The organism is Streptomyces sp. NPDC059166, from assembly GCF_042755185.1.
Taxonomy (GTDB): Bacteria; Actinomycetota; Actinomycetes; order Streptomycetales; family Streptomycetaceae; genus Streptomyces.
On sequence record NZ_JBHZCI010000014.1, the window covers coordinates 85,027 to 103,560 of the forward strand.

The 18,534-nt window shown below is 71.9% G+C and carries 13 protein-coding genes; 6 read left to right on the forward strand and 7 right to left on the reverse strand.

Annotation, left to right across the window (positions count from 1 at the left end; genetic code table 11):
* The first annotated feature begins 115 nt into the window (after nucleotides 1-115).
* The 3 genes from ACFXOA_RS13270 to ACFXOA_RS13280 are packed head-to-tail and all read left to right on the forward strand — an operon-like array spanning nucleotide 116 to nucleotide 4,304.
* Nucleotides 116-1,375 (forward strand): glycosyltransferase, encoded by a 1,260-nt coding sequence (locus ACFXOA_RS13270; protein WP_385026206.1) that lies wholly within the window; start codon nucleotides 116-118, stop codon nucleotides 1,373-1,375.
* Nucleotides 1,372-3,063 (forward strand): lipopolysaccharide biosynthesis protein, encoded by a 1,692-nt coding sequence (locus tag ACFXOA_RS13275; protein ID WP_385026209.1) that lies wholly within the window; start codon nucleotides 1,372-1,374, stop codon nucleotides 3,061-3,063. Before ACFXOA_RS13270 ends, ACFXOA_RS13275 begins: the two co-directional genes overlap by 4 nt.
* Nucleotides 3,060-4,304: a hypothetical protein gene (locus ACFXOA_RS13280; protein WP_385026212.1), complete on the forward strand. Its 1,245-nt coding sequence runs from the start codon at nucleotides 3,060-3,062 to the stop codon at nucleotides 4,302-4,304. The genes ACFXOA_RS13275 and ACFXOA_RS13280 overlap by 4 nt, the downstream gene beginning before the upstream one ends.
* On the opposite strand, the gene ACFXOA_RS13285 is transcribed toward ACFXOA_RS13280, so the two are convergent.
* On the reverse strand, nucleotides 4,273-5,793 hold the full coding sequence (locus tag ACFXOA_RS13285; protein ID WP_385026215.1) for a hypothetical protein: 1,521 nt from the start codon (nucleotides 5,791-5,793) through the stop codon (nucleotides 4,273-4,275). The genes ACFXOA_RS13280 and ACFXOA_RS13285 overlap by 32 nt on opposite strands.
* A 133-nt stretch (nucleotides 5,794-5,926) precedes the next feature.
* Between ACFXOA_RS13285 and ACFXOA_RS13290 the strand changes: the two genes are divergently transcribed.
* Entirely contained in the window at nucleotides 5,927-7,087 is a 1,161-nt protein-coding gene (locus ACFXOA_RS13290; protein ID WP_385026218.1) for a glycosyltransferase, read from the forward strand.
* Between the two features lie 4 nt (nucleotides 7,088-7,091).
* Here the strand turns inward: ACFXOA_RS13290 and ACFXOA_RS13295 are convergent, their stop codons facing one another.
* The 5 genes from ACFXOA_RS13295 to gmd are packed head-to-tail and all read right to left on the reverse strand — an operon-like array spanning nucleotide 7,092 to nucleotide 14,665.
* Complete coding sequence (locus tag ACFXOA_RS13295; protein WP_385026221.1) at nucleotides 7,092-7,919, reverse strand: glycosyltransferase family 2 protein; 828 nt, start codon at nucleotides 7,917-7,919, stop codon at nucleotides 7,092-7,094.
* A complete protein-coding gene (locus ACFXOA_RS13300) occupies nucleotides 7,919-8,626 on the reverse strand; it encodes a hypothetical protein (RefSeq protein WP_385026224.1) in 708 nt (235 codons plus the stop codon). Before ACFXOA_RS13300 ends, ACFXOA_RS13295 begins: the two co-directional genes overlap by 1 nt.
* A complete protein-coding gene (locus ACFXOA_RS13305; protein WP_385026227.1) occupies nucleotides 8,623-10,878 on the reverse strand; it encodes a LamG-like jellyroll fold domain-containing protein in 2,256 nt (751 codons plus the stop codon). Before ACFXOA_RS13305 ends, ACFXOA_RS13300 begins: the two co-directional genes overlap by 4 nt.
* A complete protein-coding gene (locus ACFXOA_RS13310) occupies nucleotides 10,875-13,655 on the reverse strand; it encodes a LamG-like jellyroll fold domain-containing protein (RefSeq protein WP_385026230.1) in 2,781 nt (926 codons plus the stop codon). Before ACFXOA_RS13310 ends, ACFXOA_RS13305 begins: the two co-directional genes overlap by 4 nt.
* The gene (gene gmd, locus ACFXOA_RS13315) at nucleotides 13,652-14,665 is read right to left on the reverse strand and encodes a GDP-mannose 4,6-dehydratase (RefSeq protein ID WP_385026233.1); all 1,014 of its coding nucleotides are present in this window, start codon (nucleotides 14,663-14,665) and stop codon (nucleotides 13,652-13,654) included. The genes ACFXOA_RS13310 and gmd overlap by 4 nt, the downstream gene beginning before the upstream one ends.
* A 113-nt stretch (nucleotides 14,666-14,778) precedes the next feature.
* On the opposite strand from gmd, the gene ACFXOA_RS13320 reads away from it, so the two are divergent.
* Nucleotides 14,779-15,762 carry a GDP-L-fucose synthase family protein gene (locus tag ACFXOA_RS13320; protein WP_385026236.1) on the forward strand — a complete coding sequence of 328 codons (984 nt, stop codon included), beginning with the start codon at nucleotides 14,779-14,781 and terminating at the stop codon, nucleotides 15,760-15,762.
* 72 nt (nucleotides 15,763-15,834) lie between these two features.
* On the opposite strand, the gene ACFXOA_RS13325 is transcribed toward ACFXOA_RS13320, so the two are convergent.
* Nucleotides 15,835-17,382, reverse strand: coding sequence for a sugar transferase (locus tag ACFXOA_RS13325; protein WP_385026239.1), 1,548 nt, complete (start codon nucleotides 17,380-17,382; stop codon nucleotides 15,835-15,837).
* Between the two features lie 622 nt (nucleotides 17,383-18,004).
* On the opposite strand from ACFXOA_RS13325, the gene ACFXOA_RS13330 reads away from it, so the two are divergent.
* A complete protein-coding gene (locus ACFXOA_RS13330) occupies nucleotides 18,005-18,514 on the forward strand; it encodes a methylated-DNA--[protein]-cysteine S-methyltransferase (RefSeq protein WP_385026242.1) in 510 nt (169 codons plus the stop codon).
* Nucleotides 18,515-18,534: the final 20 nt, after the last annotated feature.

The window sequence follows — 18,534 nt, forward strand, 5'->3', positions numbered from 1 at the left end:
CACTTGTGCATCCCGTGAACGGATAAGCTCGAAGCAGAGGCTGTTCCGGGGGGAAGGCGATCATCCGTTGTCAGCTGCAGAGCATCAGAGACCGTTCGGCGACCGCAGAATCCTCGTGGTTTCCACCAACTACGCCCCCGAGCTGACGGGTATCGGCCCCTACGCCACCCAGCTCGCCGAGCACTGGGCCGCCTCGGGCGCCAGGACCGAGGTCCTGACCGGCATGCCCCACTACCCGGCCTGGCGGGTCGACGAGCGGTACAGGGGCGCCTGGCGGCGCGAGGAGAGCCGTCAGGGGGTACGCGTGCACCGGCGGCGTCACTATGTGCCGCCCCGTCAGACGGCCCTACGACGGGCGGCGTTCGAGGCGTCCGTACTCCTGCACGGAGTGCTCGCGCCTCCCTCCGTACGTCCCGACGCGGTCGTCTCCCAGATGCCCAGCCTCGCGGGCGGCGTGATCGGGGCACGGCTGGCGCGGCGCCACCGCGTCCCGCACATACCCGTCGTCCAGGACCTGATGGGCGCGGCGGCCGCACAGAGCGGCATACGCGGTGGGGACAGGGCAGCCGCCGTCGCGGCGAGGGCCGAGCGGTACGCGCTGCGCGGAGCGGCCCTCGTCGGAGTCATCCACGAGAGCTTCGTCGAGGGCGTGACCGCCCTCGGGGTGGACCCCGGACGCATCCGGGTGGTCCCCAACTGGACCCATGTGGAGAGCCCTTCCGGCGACCGGGCCGCCACCCGCGCACGGCTCGGCTGGAGCCCTGACACCCCCGTACTTCTGCACTCCGGGAACATGGGCCTCAAACAGGGCCTGGACGTCCTCGTCGCACTCGCCCGGCTCGCCCCGGACATCAAGGTCGTCCTGATGGGCGACGGCAACCAGCGGGACCCGCTGCGTGAACGGGCCGCGGGACTGGAGAACCTCCAGTTCCTCCCGCCGGCGGCCGCCGAGGACTTCACCGACATCCTCGCGGCCGCGGACGTACTGGCGGTGACCCAGCGGGCCTCCGTGCTGGACATGAGCGTGCCGTCCAAGCTGACCTCGTACTTCGTGTCGGGGCGCCCGGTCGTGGCGTCCGTCGCCGGTGAGGGCGGTACCGCCGACGAGGTACGGCGCTCGGGGGCGGGCGTACTCGTGGCCCCGGAGGATGCGGCCGCGCTCCTCACCGTCGTCCGCACCCTGGCCGCCGACCGCGCGGCGGCGGACGCGCTGGGCGCCAACGGCCCGCTCTACGTGGCGCGGCACCTGGGCAGGGAGGCGGGACTCGCCCGCTTCGACGCGCTGCTCACCGAGGCGCTCGAGGGTGCCGGATCCACCGCACCGGGGACCGGCGCCGCGCGGACAGGGGACATCCAAGGGGGAGAAGGCCGATGACACATCCGATCCGCCCGGCGGACGACCACGACGAACCGGCGCTGCTGCGGGACCAGTTCCGCCAGCTCCTGCGCTATCGCGCGCTGCTCGTCACCGGTGTCGTGGTGGGCCTGCTCGGCGGGGCCTTCCTCGCGCTCAGCGGTGACGACACCTACACGTCCACCGGCGAGGTGCAGGTGCGTTCCGCCACCTCCGACCCCTTCGCCACCGGAGCCTCCGCGGACAAGGGCATCAACATCGGTTCCGAGCGCCAGACCGCCGTCAGCGACACCGTCGGCGACCTGGCGGCCGCGACCCTGCTGAAGGAGGGCGACGACGTCACCGCGCGCAAGCTCCTCATGGGTCTCCAGGTGACCAACCCGCCCAACACCCTCACCCTGCGCTTCTCGTACACCGGGGACACCCCGGAGCAGGCCCGCTCCCGTGCCGAAGCCCTGGCCAACGCCTACCTCGCGCACCGCAAGGCGCGTACCGAGGAGAGCATCGACAACATGGCGAACGGCTACCGCGCCCAGCTGAAGCCGCTCGAGGAGAAGCGCGACCTGCTGGAGGAGCGGACCGGTGTCGACGCCGCGGACGACGTCAGCAGCGCCCGCGCCAACATCATCGTCTCCATCTCCGAACTGAGCCGGAAGATCAGCGAACTGGGCGCGCTGGACACCACCCCCGGCTACCTCAACAAGAAGCCGGTGGCCCCCACCGAGCCCAGCGGCCCGGGGCTGCCGCTGCTCCTCGGGCTCGGCGCGGTCGTCGGCCTCGCCCTCGGGCTGCTGCTCTCCTGGGTCCGGCTGGTCTTCGACCCCGCCGTGCGCTCACCCCGCGAACTGGTCCGCTCGCTCGGCGCGCCGCTGCTCGGCACCCTGCCCAGGGAGCGGGCCGCCACGGGAACCCTGCTCGCCATCGGACGGAGCGGGTCGCGGCTCGCCGAGGAGTACCGCGCCGTCGCCTTCCGGCTCGCCTACGACCCGTCGTTCGCCGAGCGGCGCCGCCTCCTGGTGACCGCGCCGCGCGGGGACAACGCCGCCGCGTCCGCCGCCGCGGTCAACCTGGCCGCCGCCTTCGCCGAGATGGGACGGGACGTCCTGCTCGTCGAGGCCGACCTGCGCACCCCGTCCCTCGCCCGCGACCTGGGGCCGGCGGCCCACGAGGTCAGGCCGCCCCGCTGGGCCGCCGAGGAGGGCGACCGCACCTGGCCCGCCGGAGGACGCAGCAACGTCGACGTCCCCGGTTCAGGGGCCTTCGCACTGGTGGCCGGGGTCCCCGCGGACAACGTGCCGCGCGCCCTGACCTCCGCGTCCGTCGGACGCATCGTCGCCGAGGCCGACCGGCCCGGAGCCGTGGTCATCGTCCTCGCCCCACCGGTGCTGTCGTACGCCGACGCCGTGGCCCTCGTCGACCGGGTCGAGGGAGTCATGATCGTCTGCGACCCCCGTGAGGTGCACCGAAGCGACCTGGAACGCATCCGCGAGATCATCGGAGCCTCCGGAGGGTCGGTGCTCGGCGCCCTGCTCCACCCGGGGCGCGGCAGGCTCGGTCGCGCCGACCGCCGGCCCAAGTCCTCCCGCAGGCGGACCGGAGGCGGGCCGCCTGACGGGCCCTCCACGGGCGGGGAGAGCCAGGAGACCGGAGGCGACCCCACCGAGACCATGGGGCTGCGCTCCGTCACCCTTCCGGGGGCGCGCCGGTGAGAGCCCGCACCGCGATCATCGCCTCGGTCGCGGACCAGGGCGTGGCGGCCCTCACCAACATCCTGGTGCTGGTCGCCGCCGCCCGGCTCTCCACCGTCGCCGACTTCGCCCGCTTCTCCGCCGTCTACCTCGTCTTCACGGTGCTGCTGGGAGTCTTCGGCGCGTACACCGGCCAGCCCTTGGTGCTGAAGCGCGGTGACGGCGAGGAGACCCGGGAGGCGTGCCGCTCGGCCTTCGTGTTCACCGTCGCCGCATCGGCCGCCCTCGGCGCGCTGCTGGCCGGGGTCTGCGTACTCCTGCCCGGGGACACCGCGCGCGCCCTGACCGTGCTCGGCCTCGTGCTGCCGGTGGTGCTCGGACAGGACTCCCTGCGCTACGCCTTCTCCACCCTCCGGCGGCCCCATCTCGCGCTGAGTTCGGACCTGGTGCGACTGCTCTGCGTGCTGGGCGTCCTGTCCGCCCAGGAGTACGGGACCGGCCCCGACCGGCTGATCGCCGTGTGGGGACTGTCCGCCCTGCCCGCCCTCCTGCTCTCCGCCGCCCTGCTGCACCGGGCGACCGCCGGAACGCCGGTGCGGCTGCGCCCCCTGATGCGGCGCGGGTACCTGGGGGCGCGCTTCGTCGTCGAGTTCGGGGTGGGCAACGCGACAAGTCAGCTGTCGGTGCTCGGCCTGGGCGCCGTCGGCAGTCCGCTCCTGGTCGGCGCGCTGCGCGGGGCGACCACGCTGTTCGGGCCGCTGAACGTGCTGTACACCTCCGCCACCTCCTTCGGCCCGCCGCTGCTGGGCCGCGTCACGGACGAGCGGCGCCGGGTGCGTGCCACCGGGGCGCTCGCGGCCGTGCTCGCGCTCACCGCCGCCCTCTGGGCCGCGGCCCTGATGCTGCTGCCCGACCGTGCTGGACGCGAACTCCTGGGCGACACCTGGCCGGTGGCGGCCTCGCTCCTCCCGGCGACCGGCAGCCAGTACGCCGCCATGGCCGCCGGGACCTGTGGACTGCTCGCCCTGCGCATGCTCGATCCGCGTACGACGCTGAGCATCCAGGTGGTCTTCTCGCTGACCGCCGTCGCCTTCATGGCCGGCGGATACGTCCTGGGCGGGGTACCCGGCGCGGCCTGGGGGCTGTGCGTCGGGTCGGTCTGCAAGGCCGCCGCCACCTGGGCCAGGGTGGCCCGGATCCGGCGCCGGAAGCCGGTGCCCGACCACGCGGTCACCGCCGGCGCGCTGCCTTCTGCTCCTTGAACGTGCTGATCAGCAGCAGACACAGCGCGGCGATGGCCAGCTTCCCCGCCGCCTGGAGGAGCGGGCCGCGCAGCAGGATGAAGGTGTACCCGGCGATCAGCGGCGCTGCGACGGCCAGCACGCTCCCGGGGCCGGGTCCCGCCCGGGTGACGGCCAGCGCGTACCGGCGGTCGGTGCGCGCCACCGCGTAACCGATCAGTGCGAGCCCGCCGATCACCCCCGAGGCGCCGAAGTCGACCCAGAGCTCGGTCCAGAGCGGGGCCGAGAGGTTGGTCATCCTCAGTCCCATCCACTGCCCGACCCGGACCCCGGTGTCCTCCGGCTTCCCGCTCCACACCGCGCGAGGCACGAAGAACAGTGCGGAGCCCGACAGTTGGCGGCCGTAGGTGTGCCCCCGGGTGTCGACCCAGGAGATGGTGTTGGCGAACATCACCATCTGGTCGTAGTCCTTGGTCACCAGCGGCTCGAAGACCGACGCCGACTGCGCGGGCCGCTGCGCCTCGTCGTCGTACCGGAACTTGTCCGCGTACGGGAACACCACCAGCGCCCCCACCACGCCCGTCGCCAGCACCACGCGATAGATCGCGGCGCTGCTGGGGAACGCGGTGAACACGAAGGCCATCAGGACCGTCAGGAACCAGTAACGGGCGTTGGAGACTGGGTTGTTCACCACGAGATTCAGTGCCACCAGCGCCACCCACACCAGCGCCGTCGAGGGACTGCGCCTGGCCCGGTAGGAGGTCGCCAGACGGCGGGTGTAGAAGAGCAGCGCCAGCAGCGCCGGGACCTGGCCGAAGCCCTTGACGAACGCCGAGCCGACGTTGGACCCCTCGGCGGCCACCCCGGTCGCCGCGACGGTCTCGTTGATCTCCTGACGGCTGGAGAAGAACACCGAGGGCCCGCCCAGCTTCAGCACGTAGAACGCGCTCGCCGCGAAGGCCACCAGTACCAGCAGCCGCAGCCGCACCGGATGCGCCACGGCCGGTCCCGTACCCGGGCTCCGTGGGGAGGGCGTCCGGCGCCGCAGCGGTCGCCGCGAGGCCAGCAGTGCTCCCAGATCGAAGGCGGCGCATCCGACGAGGACCATCGCGATGGCCGTCACCAGGTCCTGGCGCGGTCCCACCATCGGCGTCGGCGTCTGCCCGATCACCACCTGGGCGAAGGGGGCCACACCCATCGCGATGTACACGAACATCCAGAAGACGCCCTGGAGCAGCCTCCGCCGGGTGGAGAGGATCATCGTCGCCAGCCGTGCCCCCGCATAGCAGGTGAGCACCAGCTGGAGCCAGTACGCGGTGTCCCGGACGCCGCCGCCGGGCTGAGCGGCGATCACCGCGGGCAGGAAGCACACCAGACCCAGGATGAGCGGAACGGACAGGGCGCGCGACAGCATCGTCCAGGTGATCGGCTGCCCCGGCGGTTCGCCTCCGGGGGGCGCGGCGGCCGTCCGGCCGGGTACGGCCCCCACCGTCTCGTGCACGGACGTCATGACCCCCCGATCACCGGCTCTCACGGGCCCGTCAGCCGTCCTCCTGGCCCGCGCACACTCTAACGAATCCGCCCACATGAGGTGATGAGATGACTAGTCTGTGAACGGTCGGACGAGATTCAGGGGGACTCTGGTGAAAATCCTGCACGTTGTCACGCTCCATACTCCGGATCACGCCTTCGGCGGTCCGACCCGGGTGGCGTTCAACCTCTCCAAGGTCCAGCGGGAGCACGGGGACGACGCGCGTGTCATGGCGCTCGGCGACGGCTTCCCCGGAGGCGGACTCCCCCGTCAGGTCGAGGGAGTTCCGGTCCACCTCTTCCAGGCGCGGCACCTGCTCCCGATGTTCGAGGTCAGCGGGATCACCTCCGCCAAGCTGCTCGGCACCGCCCGCCGCATGATGCGGGGCGCCGATCTCGTACACGTCCACCTGATGCGGGACCTGGTGACCCTGCCCGTGGCGCTCCTCGCCCTGGCGACCCGTACGCCCCTGGTCGTCCAGACCCACGGCATGATCGACCCCACCGAGAAGAAGGTCGCCCAGCTCACCGACCTCCTCGGGGTCCGCAAGGTCCTGCGGGAGGCGGACGCCGTCCTCCATCTGACCGAGATGGAACGCCTCGACGTGAACGCCGTCGCCGCCCCCGTTCCGCTCACCCGCACCGTACGGCTGGTCAACGGGGTCCGTCCGCAGGAGCGCAAGCCTGCCCGTGAGCCCGGCCGCCCGCCCACCGTGCTCTACCTCGCCCGGATCCAGGAGCGCAAGCGGCCCGAGGACTTCGTCGCGGCGATGCCGCACATCCTCTCCCGTCATCCGGACGCCCGCTTCGTGCTCGCCGGGCCGGACACCGGTGCGCTCGCCGGCACCCTCGCGCTGGCCCGGAAGCTGGGAGTGGCCGACTCCCTCGACCACGTCGGGCCGCTGGAGCACGAGGACGTCCTGGCCGCCGACCGTGAGGCGGACGTGTACGTACTGCCGGCGATCGAGGAGCCGTTCCCGGTCTCGGTCCTGGAGGCGATGTCCGTCGGCACCCCGGTCGTCATCACCCGCACCTGCGGGCAGGCCCCCGATGTGGCGGGGGCCGGATCGGGCCGGGTGATCGACAGCAGGGTCGGCGAGGACGACGCCAACGCGCGGAAGGTCGCCGACGCCGTACTGGAGCTCCTGGAGCCCGAGGCCAACGACCGCGCGGGCAAGGCCGCGTGGACGCTGGTCAACGAGCAGTTCACCATCGAGGCGGTCACCCGTACTCTCCGGCAGACCTACGAGGACGTGGTCCGCCGGAGAGCCTGAGCGGTCAACCGGTCCTGCCCTCACGCGACTTCAGGGCGATCTGCCAGCGGTAGAAGCTCATGGCCAGAGCGAAGTCCAGCCCCGCGCGTCCGTCCAGGAACCCCCGCCGGTAGACGTACATGTAGGCGAACGACACCAGCGGCTTGAACGGCGCCTTGTGGAAGAGCTGCCCCTGACGGGACTTGACCTTCCTGACCTGCTCCTTGACCTCGGGGTGCTGTTCCAGCCACGCCTCCCAGTCCGAGTAGCGGTTGTGCCGCTCGAACCACGCGGTGACCGGGTCGAGGTCCTGGTGCTCGATGGGGTTGCTCAGGGCCTCCACCGTGGCGGCGACCGGCTGGTAGTGCCCCTCGACCTCTCCGATGCCCGGCGCGGCGAGGTCGCCCACCTCGGGGTAGTGGCACCGGGTCCGGTCCGTCAGCGACCGCTTGCGGATCGTGTACCCGTGCCGCAGCCGCTTCCCCGAGAACCAGTAGCCCAGGGGGATGTCGTAGGCGGCCGGCTTCGGCGCGGCCGGGTCGGAGAAGATCCGGCGCAGCTCCGCCAGCAGTCCCGGGCTCAGCCGTTCGTCACCGTCGAGCAGCAGAATCCAGTCCAGGTCCGTGCGGACGTTCTCCAGGCACCACTGCTTCTTGCGCGGATGCCCGCCGTCCCAGGTGTACGTGACCACTTCGGCCCCGCACTCCTCGGCGATCTTCGCCGTGTCGTCGGTGCTGTGGGAGTCCACCACGACGACCGCCTCGAAGTGGCCCAGGACCGACTTCACGGCCTCGGCGATGTTCAGGCCCTCGTTCTTCGTGGGGATCGCCACGGCTATGGGCAGCTTGTTCATCAGTTGTCTCCTTGAGGCAGCCAGGCGTAGCAGCCTGTGGAGGTGAAGGCGCGGGCTGACGCCGGGACGGTGAGGGACACCGGCTTGCCGGTGGCCGAGGAGCCCGAGTCCAGTGCCTTGCCGCCGGCCCCCGTCAGCTGCCAGCTGCACGCGTCGGTCGGTGAGGGCGCCCGGTAGCGGCCCGGGCGCAGGGCACTGCCCTTGTACGTGCCGTCGGCGTATCCGCGTGCCGCCTCGTCGACGAGGTCCTGGTGCTGGGGGCAGAGGTGGGTCACGGCCGGCTTCGCGTCGGTGACCTCGTCGGAGACGATCGCGGCCACGGCGATGTCCCGGTCGGCCTTGACCAGGTAGCGGAGCCGGTCACAGGTCTCCTGTCCCGTCTGGAGTACGGCCGCGGGATCCATCCCCTTCGGTACGCGGTCGGTCAGGAACTCCTTCTGCTTCGCGGTGAAGGACCCGGTGGCCGGGGTGATCTCCCCGGCGGGGGCCTTCGTGGTGGCGCCGGGCTTCTGTGGCTGCGGGGCCGGGGTACCGGCCGCCGGACCGGCGACGGAGGGCGTGGCGGAGACCGCCGCGGACGGCGTGCTGCCCGCGGCGGCCTCCTTCCCTCCGTCGCCGGACCCGCCGGACCCGCCGGACGAGCCGCAGCCGGCCAGCACCGCCGTCGCGAGTGCGACGGCGGCGCCGGCCAGGAACGGATGCCTCATTCAGACGTCCTCAGTGCGTAGTGCGCGCTGACCTGGGATCCGCTCAGCGCGGTGGGGTACACGGCGGTCTCGTCGATCTGGCCGCCGAAGAAGTTGCTGGTCGGACGGCTCGGCCAGCCGGACAGGTTGTCACCGCCGACCCGCCAGTACCCGGGGTAGTTCTCGTTCGCCGTCCAGAGCGGGTTCGACGCGCGCAGCTGCCCGTCGACGTACAGCGCCATGCCGCCGGTGCCCTGGGTGGCGACGACGTGGTGCCACTCGCCGTCGTTGTAGGCCCCGGTGGTGGTCACCGTGCGGTAGCCACCGCTGTAGACGCCGAAGACCAGCCGCCCGTTGTTGGCCATGTAGACCTGCTTGTCGTACTTGGTGCTGTTCTGCATCGTCAGGTTCCCGAACCCGATGATCTTGCCGCCCCTGGTGGTGGTCGTCTTGATCCAGGTCTCCACCGAGTAGCGGGTCGGCTGCGCGTGCAGCTTGTTGCTGTAGGCGTACTCGGTGGAGCCGTCGAAGCCGATGGCGGTCGAGTCGCCCGCGATCGCGGCCGGTGTCTGCCGGTAGGCCGGCGCGTTGCGCATGAAGCCGCTGTTCAGCCCGCCCGTGCTGTCCGCCGCGAAGGTGGAGGTGCCCTCGTCGTAGCGCCAGTACAGCGAGGCGCCGTCGGACAGGACCCGCGCCGGGTACGCCTGGGTGGAGGAGGCCACGGTCGCGGACTGGGCGGGGGACTTGGCGCTGGTGTTGGTGCCGTCGCTCGCCGTGATGCGGTACGAGTGCGTCTCGCCCGCCGCCACGTCGGTGTCCGTCCACCTCAGCTGCGGACGGTCCCAGAAGAGGGAGTAACCGGTGGTGGTGTGGACCGGGGTGCTCGCGCCGTCCTTGTAGATCCGGTAGGTCAGCTCACCGTCGTCGGTGTCGAAGCTGGTCTGCCAGTTCACATCGATCCGGCCCGGGGTGAGCGTCGTGAGGCTGACGTTGGGGACCCAGGGCGCGCCGGTGTCCGGTCCGTCGGCGAACCGGGTCAGTCCCTGCTGGCCGCCGCCGTTGACGGTGGTGAACTCCCCGCCGACCCACAGGTAGTGGCGGCCGCCCTTGTCGGTCTGCGTCATCACCCGGGGCCCGACGGGCTCGCCGATGCCGTCGTTGGTGTCCGGGAACCAGGGCAGGAGCGCCGGGTCGTCGACCGACTGCGCGAGCAGGTGCCTGCGCGGCTGGTCGGGGAACTCGCCCATGCTGGAGCAGTCATGGGCGTGGCTCCCGCTGTACAGGACGCCGGAGTGCACCAGGACGGCCTGGGTCGCGCCCAGACAGGTGTCCCGCCAACGCTGCTGGTAGTCGTCCAGGTCGATCGCGATCCGGCCGTCGAACACCCCGCCACCGGTGCCCTCGTTGGCGGTGTACAGCCCGGTCGCGTCGGCCGTCAGGTCCTGCACCGTCGAGGTGTTGGGGATGAATCCCGGGTAGCTCGTGGTCAGCGCGCCCGTGGTTGCGTCGACGACGGCCAGGGCGTGCGAGGTGGTCCCGTTGACGGCGAAGAAGTCACCGCCGAGTGCCACGTGCTCACCGTCGGGGGTCACCTGGACCGCCCGTGCCACCTCGTCGGCGTTCGCCGTCCACGGCAGCAGGCCGGCACCCGTGGTGACCGCGGCGAAGTGGTTCCTGGTCTGACCGCCGACGCTGGTGAAGTCGCCGCCCAGATAGACGGTGTCAGCGGTCACGTCCAGGGCGCGTACCGTCGCCGAGACGGAGATCTTGAAGTTCTGCCGCACCGTGCAGGTCGCGGTGTCGACGGCCGCGATGTTGCTGACCCCGACACCGTTGACCGCGCCGAACTGCCCACCCGCGTACAGCGTCGCGCCGTCCGGGGACAGGGCCAGCGCCCGTACGGTCGCCGTACCCGAGGACAGGGTGAACGACAGGTCGCACCCCGTCGGGGCACCGGTCGCGGCGTCGAACGCCGCGAAGTTGACGGCGGGCTGCTCCGAGGTGCCCGCCGGGGCGTCCGGCGGCCGGACGGTCGAGAAGGTGCCTCCCGCGTAGACCACCCCGTCATCGGCGGCCATCGACCAGACGATGCCGTTGGTCTGCCAGGTGGAGAGGTCGTCCGCGGTGATCGAGACCGGCGGTGTCAGCGCCGCCGCCGGTGACACCCCGGCCGCGGTCGCGGTCAGGGCACCGGCGAACAGGCAGAGTGCGGCGGACGCGGCCCGCACACGGCCGCTTCCCCCGGGTCTCCGCCCCGTGCTTGCGTTCATCATTCATCTCCGAAGGTGAGGACGAGCTGCGGCCGGTAGGCCGCGGTTGCCTCGCTCGACCAGATGCGGAGACTGTCCGTCCCGCTGCTGGTCAGGGCGAGTGAGGTGACGGAGCCGAGGGCCCCGTCCAGGGCCGGCGCGTCCAGCTCCACGGAGTAGTCGGTGGAGACGGAGGAAGCGCCGGTGATGCTGCCCAGCACGGACGTGGAGAGCGTCGGCCGGGTGTTGTAGGTGACCGCCGATTCGGTCCACGTGCCGGTGACCGGCACGATGCTGTGGCTCTCGGCCGATCCCGCCGTCGAGTCCGACGAGGTACGGAAGGTGAGCCGGGCCCCCGTGAGCACCTGCCCCGCCGGTGCCGCCGGCAGGGTGAAGCGCAGATAGCTCAGATAGGCCGTGGTGCCGCGCGAGGCGAGCTGGTTGTCGTTGTAATTCGTGTTCGCGGAGACGCTGTTGACGTACGCGTCCTCGACGGGCGTCAGGGTGACGGTGCTGCCGCCGGGCCCCGGCGCGGTACCGGCCAGGCCGTGGTGCGCCGCGACCTGCGCGGCGCTGAGCGCCGAGGGGTAGACCGCGGTCTCGTCGACCTGCCCGGCGAAGTAGTCGCTCGTGGGACGGTTCGGCCAGGCGTTGTTCATGGCGTCCCCGCCGACCCGCCAGTACCCGTTGTACGAGCGGTTGCCCGTCGCGGGATTCGTACCGACCGGCTCGCCGTCCACGTACAGGGCCATGCCCGACGGCCCCTGGGTGGCGACGACATGGTGCCAGTCACCGTCGTTGTACGAACCGGCGGAGGTCACGGTGGGCCTGGAGTTCCCGCTCTGGACACCGAAGGCGAGCCTGCCGTCGTCCGTGAGGTAGACCAGTTTGTCGGAGACGCTGCTCGTGTGGCCGCGCTCCGTACCGATGTTGTTGCCGTAGCCGATGATCCGGCCGCCCCGTGTCGTCGTGGTGCGGAACCACGTCTCGACGGAGTACGGGGTCGGTGAGGTGTAGTGGTGCAGCCGGTCGCTGTAGACGTACTCGTCCGTGCCGTTCAGGGACAGGGCGGACGACCCCGCCACGGCCGCGGGCGCGCTGCGGTAGGACGGCGCGTTCATGTACACGCCGCCGTCGCGGCTCTCGGAGGCGTCCGCGGCGAAGGCGCCGGAGGCCTCGTCGTACCGCCAGTACAGATCGGCTCCGTCGGCCAGCACCCGCTCCTGGTAGGGGGAGGCGGAGGACGCGGCCGTCACCGAGGCGGCGGGGGACAGCCCGCCGGTGTTCGTGCCGTCGCTCGCCGTGATCCGGTAGCTGTAGGTGCGGCCGGCCACCACGTCACGGTCGGTGAACGTCAGTTGGGGCCTGCTGAAGAACAGCGAGGAGCCCGTCGTCGTGTACACCGGCGTCGCACCGCCGTTCCGGTACACCCGGTACGTCAGCAGGCTGTCGTCCAGGTCGAGTGAGCTGCGCCAGCTCACCCGGACCTCGCCCGCCCGCGGCGCCGAGACGCTCACCGCCGGGGCGGCGGGCGCACCGGTGTCCGGGCCGCTCGCGAACCGGGTGAGCGCCTGCTGGCCGGTCCCGTTGACGGTGGTGAACTCCCCGCCCACCCAGAGGAAGTCCCTGCCCCCGCGCGAGGCCACCGTCAGCGCGCGCGGCCCGACCGGTTCACCGATCCCGTCGTTGGTGTCCGGGAGCCAGCCCAGCAGATCAGGGCTGTCCACGGACTGCGCGGTCAGGTGCTTGCGGGCCTGGTTGGGGAAGCCGCCCATCGTCGAGCAGTCGTGCACATGGCTGCCCGCGTACAGCACCCCCCGGTGGACCCGGAGAGCCTGCGTCGCCCCCTGGCAGGTGTCCCGCCAGCGCTGCCCGAAGCCGTCCAGTTCCATGGCGAGCCGGCCGTCGAAGGACGCGCCGCCCGCCCCCTCGCCCGCCGCGTACCAGCCATCGGACGCCTCGTCCGTGACGATGTCCTTGATGACGGCGGACGACGGGATGAAGGACGCGCCGTAGGCGCGGGTGACGGCGCCCGTGGACGCGCCGGTCACCGCGAGGGCGTGCGAGGCGGTCCCCCCGACGGTGAAGAAGTCACCACCGAGGAGCACGCTGTCCCCGTCAGGGGTGATCCGCAGGGCGCGCCCCGGAGCGTCGGCGCCCGGGTTCCAGCCGGTCAGCGAACCCGTGGCGGTGACGGCGCCGAAGAAGCGTCGCGCGGTGCCGTTGACGGTCTGGAAGTCACCGCCGGCGTAGACGGTGCCGTCCTCCGCGACGTCCAGGGCACGGACCGTCGCGGAGAACCCGGGCGCGAACCCCGCCCGCGGCCTGCACGTGGCGATGTCGATCGCCGCCAGGCCGTTGACGGACGTCCCGTTCACCGAGGTGAAGTAACCGCCCGCGTAGAGCGTGGACCTGTCGGGGGAGACGGCGAGCGCCCGGACCGTGGCGGTGCCGCTGCTCCGGGTGAAGGAGAGCGAGCAGGCGGTGGGGGATCCGGTCGCCGCGTCGAACGCGGCGAAGTTCACCGCCGGTGTCGTGTTGCTCCCGGCGGGCGCGCCGGCCGGCCTGATGCCGGAGAAGGTGCCGCCCGCGAAGACCACCCCGTCGGCCTCGGCGAGAGCCCAGACGATGCCGTTCGTCTGGTACGTGGACAGGCTGTCGGCGGTGAAACCGACCGGCGGGGTGAGCGCGGCCGCCGGCGGAGCGCCGGCCGACGAGGCGCCCAGCACCCCGGCGGCCAGCGCGAGCACCGAGGCGAACACGCCGCCCCGGGTCCGTCTGAGACGTCCTGGCCCTGTCATCGGTCGACCCGGACCGCGGACCCCGCCAGCTGGTCGCTCAGCAGACGGATGTCGGCGTCCACCATGATCCGCGCCAGCTCGCGCGACTTCACCTCCGGCTTCCAGCCGAGGAGTTCCTCGGCCTTGGACGCGTCGCCGATCAGCGCGTCGACCTCGCTGGGGCGCTCGTACTTCGGGTCGTACCGCACGTGCTCCGCCCAGTCGAGCCCGGCGTGCTCGAAGGCGTACTCCAGGAACTGCCGGACGCTGACGCCCTCGCCCGTCGCCACCACGTAGTCGTCGGGGGTGTCGCACTGGAGCATCCGCCACATCGCCTCCACGTACTCCGGGGCGTACCCCCAGTCGCGTACGGCGTCGAGGTTGCCCAGGTGCAGGCGGTCCTGGAGCCCCGCCTTGATCCTGGCCACCCCGCGTGTGATCTTGCGCGTCACGAAGGTCTCTCCGCGGCGCGGGGACTCGTGGTTGAACAGGATGCCGTTCGTCGCGAACATCCCGTACGCCTCGCGGTAGTTGACCGTCGCCCAGTACGAGTAGACCTTGGCCACGCTGTACGGGCTGCGCGGGTGGAAGGGCGTCTTCTCGTTCTGCGGAGGCGGGCTCGCGCCGAACATCTCGGACGACGAGGCCTGGTAGACACGGGTGTCGATACCGCTGGCACGAACGGCCTCCAGCAACCGCACCGTGCCGAGCCCGGTGACATCACCCGTGTACAGAGGAGCGTCGAAGGACACCCGGACATGGGACTGGGCACCCAGGTTGTAGACCTCGTCCGGCTGGATGTCACGCAGCAGGTTCACCAGTGCCACGCCGTCGGAGAGATCGGCGTGATGGAGCACGAACGAACGGTTCGCCTCCTCGGGGCCCTGGTAGATGTGGTCTATCCGCTCGGTGTTGAAACTCGACGAACGGCGTATCAGGCCGTGGACCGTGTACCCCTTCTCGAGCAGCAGCTCCGACAGGTACGAACCGTCCTGGCCGGTCACGCCGGTGATGAGTGCGGTTTTTGCCATGACTCCCCCCTTCTCTGTCCGCCCGTCGGGCGGTCGTGCACCGAAATTTCGTTATGTGCGCTGAATACGGTGAAACGTCACCGGGAAGTCGCCCTGCTGGCACAATCCGAGCCATGACGACTGACACCCCCGGCCCGCCCCAGGGCGCCGGCCGCCCCCTGCTGCGCCCAGGCGCCCGCATATTCGTCGCGGGTCACCGCGGCCTCGTCGGGTCCGCCCTGGTACGCCGCCTGACCGCCGACGGCTACGACGTGATCACCCGTGGCCGGGACGAACTCGACCTGCGCGACGCCGGGCCGACCGAGACCTTCCTGCGTGAGGCCCGCCCGGACGCGGTGGTGCTGGCCGCCGCCAAGGTGGGCGGGATCATGGCCAACAGCACCAGCCCGGTGCAGTTCCTCGAGGACAACCTCCGCATCCAGCTGTCCGTGATCGCGGGCGCGCACGCCGCCGGGATCACGCGCCTGCTCTTCCTCGGCTCGTCGTGCATCTACCCCAAGCACGCCCCGCAGCCGATCCCCGAGGAAGCGCTGCTGACCGGACCTCTCGAACCGACCAACGAGGCGTACGCACTCGCCAAGATCGCCGGGATCGTGCAGGTCCAGTCCTACCGCCGGCAGTACGGCGCCTCGTACATCAGCGCCATGCCGACCAACCTCTACGGCCCCGGCGACAACTTCGACCTGGAGACCTCGCACGTCCTGCCCGCCCTGATCCGCCGCTTCCACGAGGCGAAGCGGGACGGCGCACCGGAGGTCACGCTGTGGGGATCCGGTGGCCCCCGCCGCGAGTTCCTCCACGTGGACGACCTCGCGGCGGCCTGTGTACGGCTGCTGGAGGCCTACGACGGCGACGAGCCGGTCAACGTCGGCTGCGGCGACGATCTCACGATCCGTGAACTCGCCGAGACCGTACGAGATGTGACGGCGTACCAGGGGCGCGTCGTCTGGGACACCTCGAAGCCCGACGGAACCCCGCGCAAGCTCCTCGACGTGTCCAGGCTCTCCTCCCTCGGCTTCAAGCCGCAGATTCCCCTGCGGGACGGAATCGCCCGCACCTACGCGTGGTGGCTCGGCCGGCAGCCCTCCCTGGACTGACCGGCCGGCCGGGCGGCCGCGGAACGCCCTGAACCCGTGCACGCGACCTCCCTCGTGTCCCCCCACCACGTCTCAGTACGCCCCGCGGCCGTCGGTGACGGCACGCACCGTCCGGGCCAGGAGCCCCATGTCCGTGGTGACCGACCAGTTGTCCACGTACCAGAGATCCAGCGAAACCGTCTCCTGCCAGGAGAGGTCGGACCGCCCGCTCACCTGCCACAGGCCGGTGAGCCCGGGCCGCACGGCGAGGCGCCGCAACTCGCGTTCGTCGTAGCGCGACACCTCCTCCGGGAGCGGAGGGCGCGGTCCTACCAGGGACATGTCACCTCGAAGTACGTTGAGGAGCTGGGGCAGTTCGTCCACCGAGGTGCGGCGCAGGGCATGCCCAATCCGGGTCACCCGGGGATCGCGGCGCATCTTGAACATCGGCCCCTCGCTCTCGTTCGCGGCCGAGAGCTGATCCCTGCGGGCTTCCGCGTCGGCGACCATGGTGCGGAACTTCCACATGGTGAACGGCCTGTTGTGACGCCCGTGCCGGGTCTGGCGGTGGAACACCGGACCAGGGGAGGTGAGCCGTACGGCCAGGGCCACCCCGAAGAACAGAGGCGCGAGGAACAGCAGGCCCAGCGCGGCCCCCGTCCGGTCGACCACGGTCTTCAGTGCGGCCTGCGCGCCCCGCCGCAGCGGAGGCGTCACATGGAGCAGGGTCAGCCCGGCCGCGGACGCCGGGCGCACCCGGGCGGCGGCGACGCCCGAGAGGTCCGACAGCACGCACAGGGACAGGCCCCCGTCGTGCAGACCCCACGCCAGCCGGCGGAGCCGGTCCTCGTCGAGCTGGGGCCCGGGTGCGACGAGGACCAGGTCCGCCTCGTGGGCGAAGGCCCCGCCGAGGACGGTGGACACGTCGTCGTCCGCCGGCTCGGGTGCCAGCCGCCCCGGCACGGCCGTCCCGCAGTCCGGGGCATCCGGGCCCACCGGGACCACGGCCACCGGCGTGTAGGCGTGGTCCTTGCGGGCGTTGAGCAGGTTCACCGCGCGGCTGAGGCCCGCGGCCTCCCCGACCACCAGCACCCGACGGCCCCCCAGCCGCCCGCTGCCGCGCAGGCGGCGTCCCAGCAGTCCGAGCAGCACGGCCAGCCCCAGCCCCGGCGCCAGGGCCGCGACCGCGGTGGCCGGGTCGAGGCCGCCGCCCGTCACCGCCACGAGCACGGCCAGCACGCCGACGAGCACCAGCCAGTCCCCGAAGGGGGTGTGTGCCGCGCCTGCCTCGCCGGGCAGCCGCGGCGCGTACCTCCCGCGTGCCGCGCGCACCCCGGTCCACATCAGGGCCGCGGAGGCCGCCGCGGCCGACGGGCCCGGCTGGTCACCGGTCCTCAGTACGAGCCAGGCCGGAACTCCCAGGCCCAGCAGATCGGTCAGGACGAGGAGCGGCACCCGCGGACCGGGTGACTTCCTCGCCCGCCGCCACCCCGCGTGATCGCGCCCGACGGTCGCCGGGGCCCTCCACACACGATCCGGGGCCACCGTGCGGTGACGGGACCCGGCGGTACGTGGTCGTGGTGCCCCGGCGAGCCCGACGGGCCCGGATATATCCGATTCAGGTATTTCGACATGCCCCATGAACCCCCCAGCCACAGTCGCATCCCCACAAACGGGGCGCATCCGTCGATCTCATGGACTGACGGATGCGCCCTCGCTCGGTGCACGATATCCACACACGTGCCATTTCGCTGGAGTTCTCGTGAAGTTCAGACGGGCCGGACGGTGTGATCCAGGTCGCCCCGTCCGGTAGTCACCGTGGGGTGCACACCCAAAATAGAGGTCTGGAACCGCTTTCCGGTGAGCGGGACGCCGGGCTCGTCGAGATCGTGGCGGAACGGAGCCCGGAGGGGGCGCGTGGAGGCGGAGAGGGAGCGCGGAGGGGCTCATCGGGTGCCGGTCACGGCCGCCCGTCGCCACGCGGTCACGGCCCCCTTCGCCGCCCTGCCGGGGTCGCCTCCGGCTTCCCGGCCTCGGTCCGGCCGGGTGGGACGCTGCGGAGCCCTCCGGTCGCGGGCCGTCGTCGAGATGGCGGCGGCCCGCGCCGTCCGTGCGGAGGGCGGATGCGCCGCGCACCGGCACCGGCACCGGCCCGGAAGCGGTCACAGGCCACCGCCACAGTGATGTCGGATTTCCGCCAGCCGTGGACCCGCGCCGTCGCGCACAGTGGACGTGCGACGATGAACGGGGAAGGACCACGACGATGACGCTGTACACGACGATCGACAGCCCGCTCGGCGAGCTGCTGCTGGTGGGAGAGGAATCGCCCACCGCCGAGGGCGGCACCGCGCTCGCCTCCCTCTCCGTGCCCGGCCAGAAGGGCGGCGCGTCCGTCCAGGGCGGCTGGAAGCGGGACGCGGAGGCGTTCGGCGCCATCGCGGCCGAACTGCACGCGTACTTCGAAGGCCGCCGCACCGGTTTCGGCATCGAGTACGCCGTCGGCCGCGGCACCGACTTCCAGCGGCGCGTCTGGCAGGCGCTCGACTCCATCCCCTACGGCACGACGCTCAGCTACGGGGAGGTCGCCGAACGCATCGGCGCCCCACGCGCCGCGGTGCGCGCCGTCGGTACGGCCGTCGGGGCCAACCCGCTGCTCGTCGTACGCCCCTGCCACAGGGTGATCGCCGCGAGCGGGGCCCTGTCCGGCTACGCGGGCGGTCCCGAGCGCAAGCGGCGGCTGCTGGACCTGGAGAGCGGGCACCCGGCGGCCTGAAGGCCGCTCCCGTGTCCCCG

Coding starts and splice junctions, on each gene's coding strand:
- ACFXOA_RS13275 (WP_385026209.1), top strand. CDS start 1,372: ATGACACATCCGATCCGCCCGGCGGACGACCACGACGAACCGGCGCTG.
- ACFXOA_RS13285 (WP_385026215.1), bottom strand. CDS start 5,793: ATGACGTCCGTGCACGAGACGGTGGGGGCCGTACCCGGCCGGACGGCC.
- ACFXOA_RS13295 (WP_385026221.1), bottom strand. CDS start 7,919: ATGAACAAGCTGCCCATAGCCGTGGCGATCCCCACGAAGAACGAGGGC.
- ACFXOA_RS13300 (WP_385026224.1), bottom strand. CDS start 8,626: ATGAGGCATCCGTTCCTGGCCGGCGCCGCCGTCGCACTCGCGACGGCG.
- ACFXOA_RS13305 (WP_385026227.1), bottom strand. CDS start 10,878: ATGATGAACGCAAGCACGGGGCGGAGACCCGGGGGAAGCGGCCGTGTG.
- ACFXOA_RS13310 (WP_385026230.1), bottom strand. CDS start 13,655: ATGACAGGGCCAGGACGTCTCAGACGGACCCGGGGCGGCGTGTTCGCC.
- gmd (WP_385026233.1), bottom strand. CDS start 14,665: ATGGCAAAAACCGCACTCATCACCGGCGTGACCGGCCAGGACGGTTCG.
- ACFXOA_RS13320 (WP_385026236.1), top strand. CDS start 14,779: ATGACGACTGACACCCCCGGCCCGCCCCAGGGCGCCGGCCGCCCCCTG.
- ACFXOA_RS13325 (WP_385026239.1), bottom strand. CDS start 17,382: ATGGGGCATGTCGAAATACCTGAATCGGATATATCCGGGCCCGTCGGG.
- ACFXOA_RS13330 (WP_385026242.1), top strand. CDS start 18,005: ATGACGCTGTACACGACGATCGACAGCCCGCTCGGCGAGCTGCTGCTG.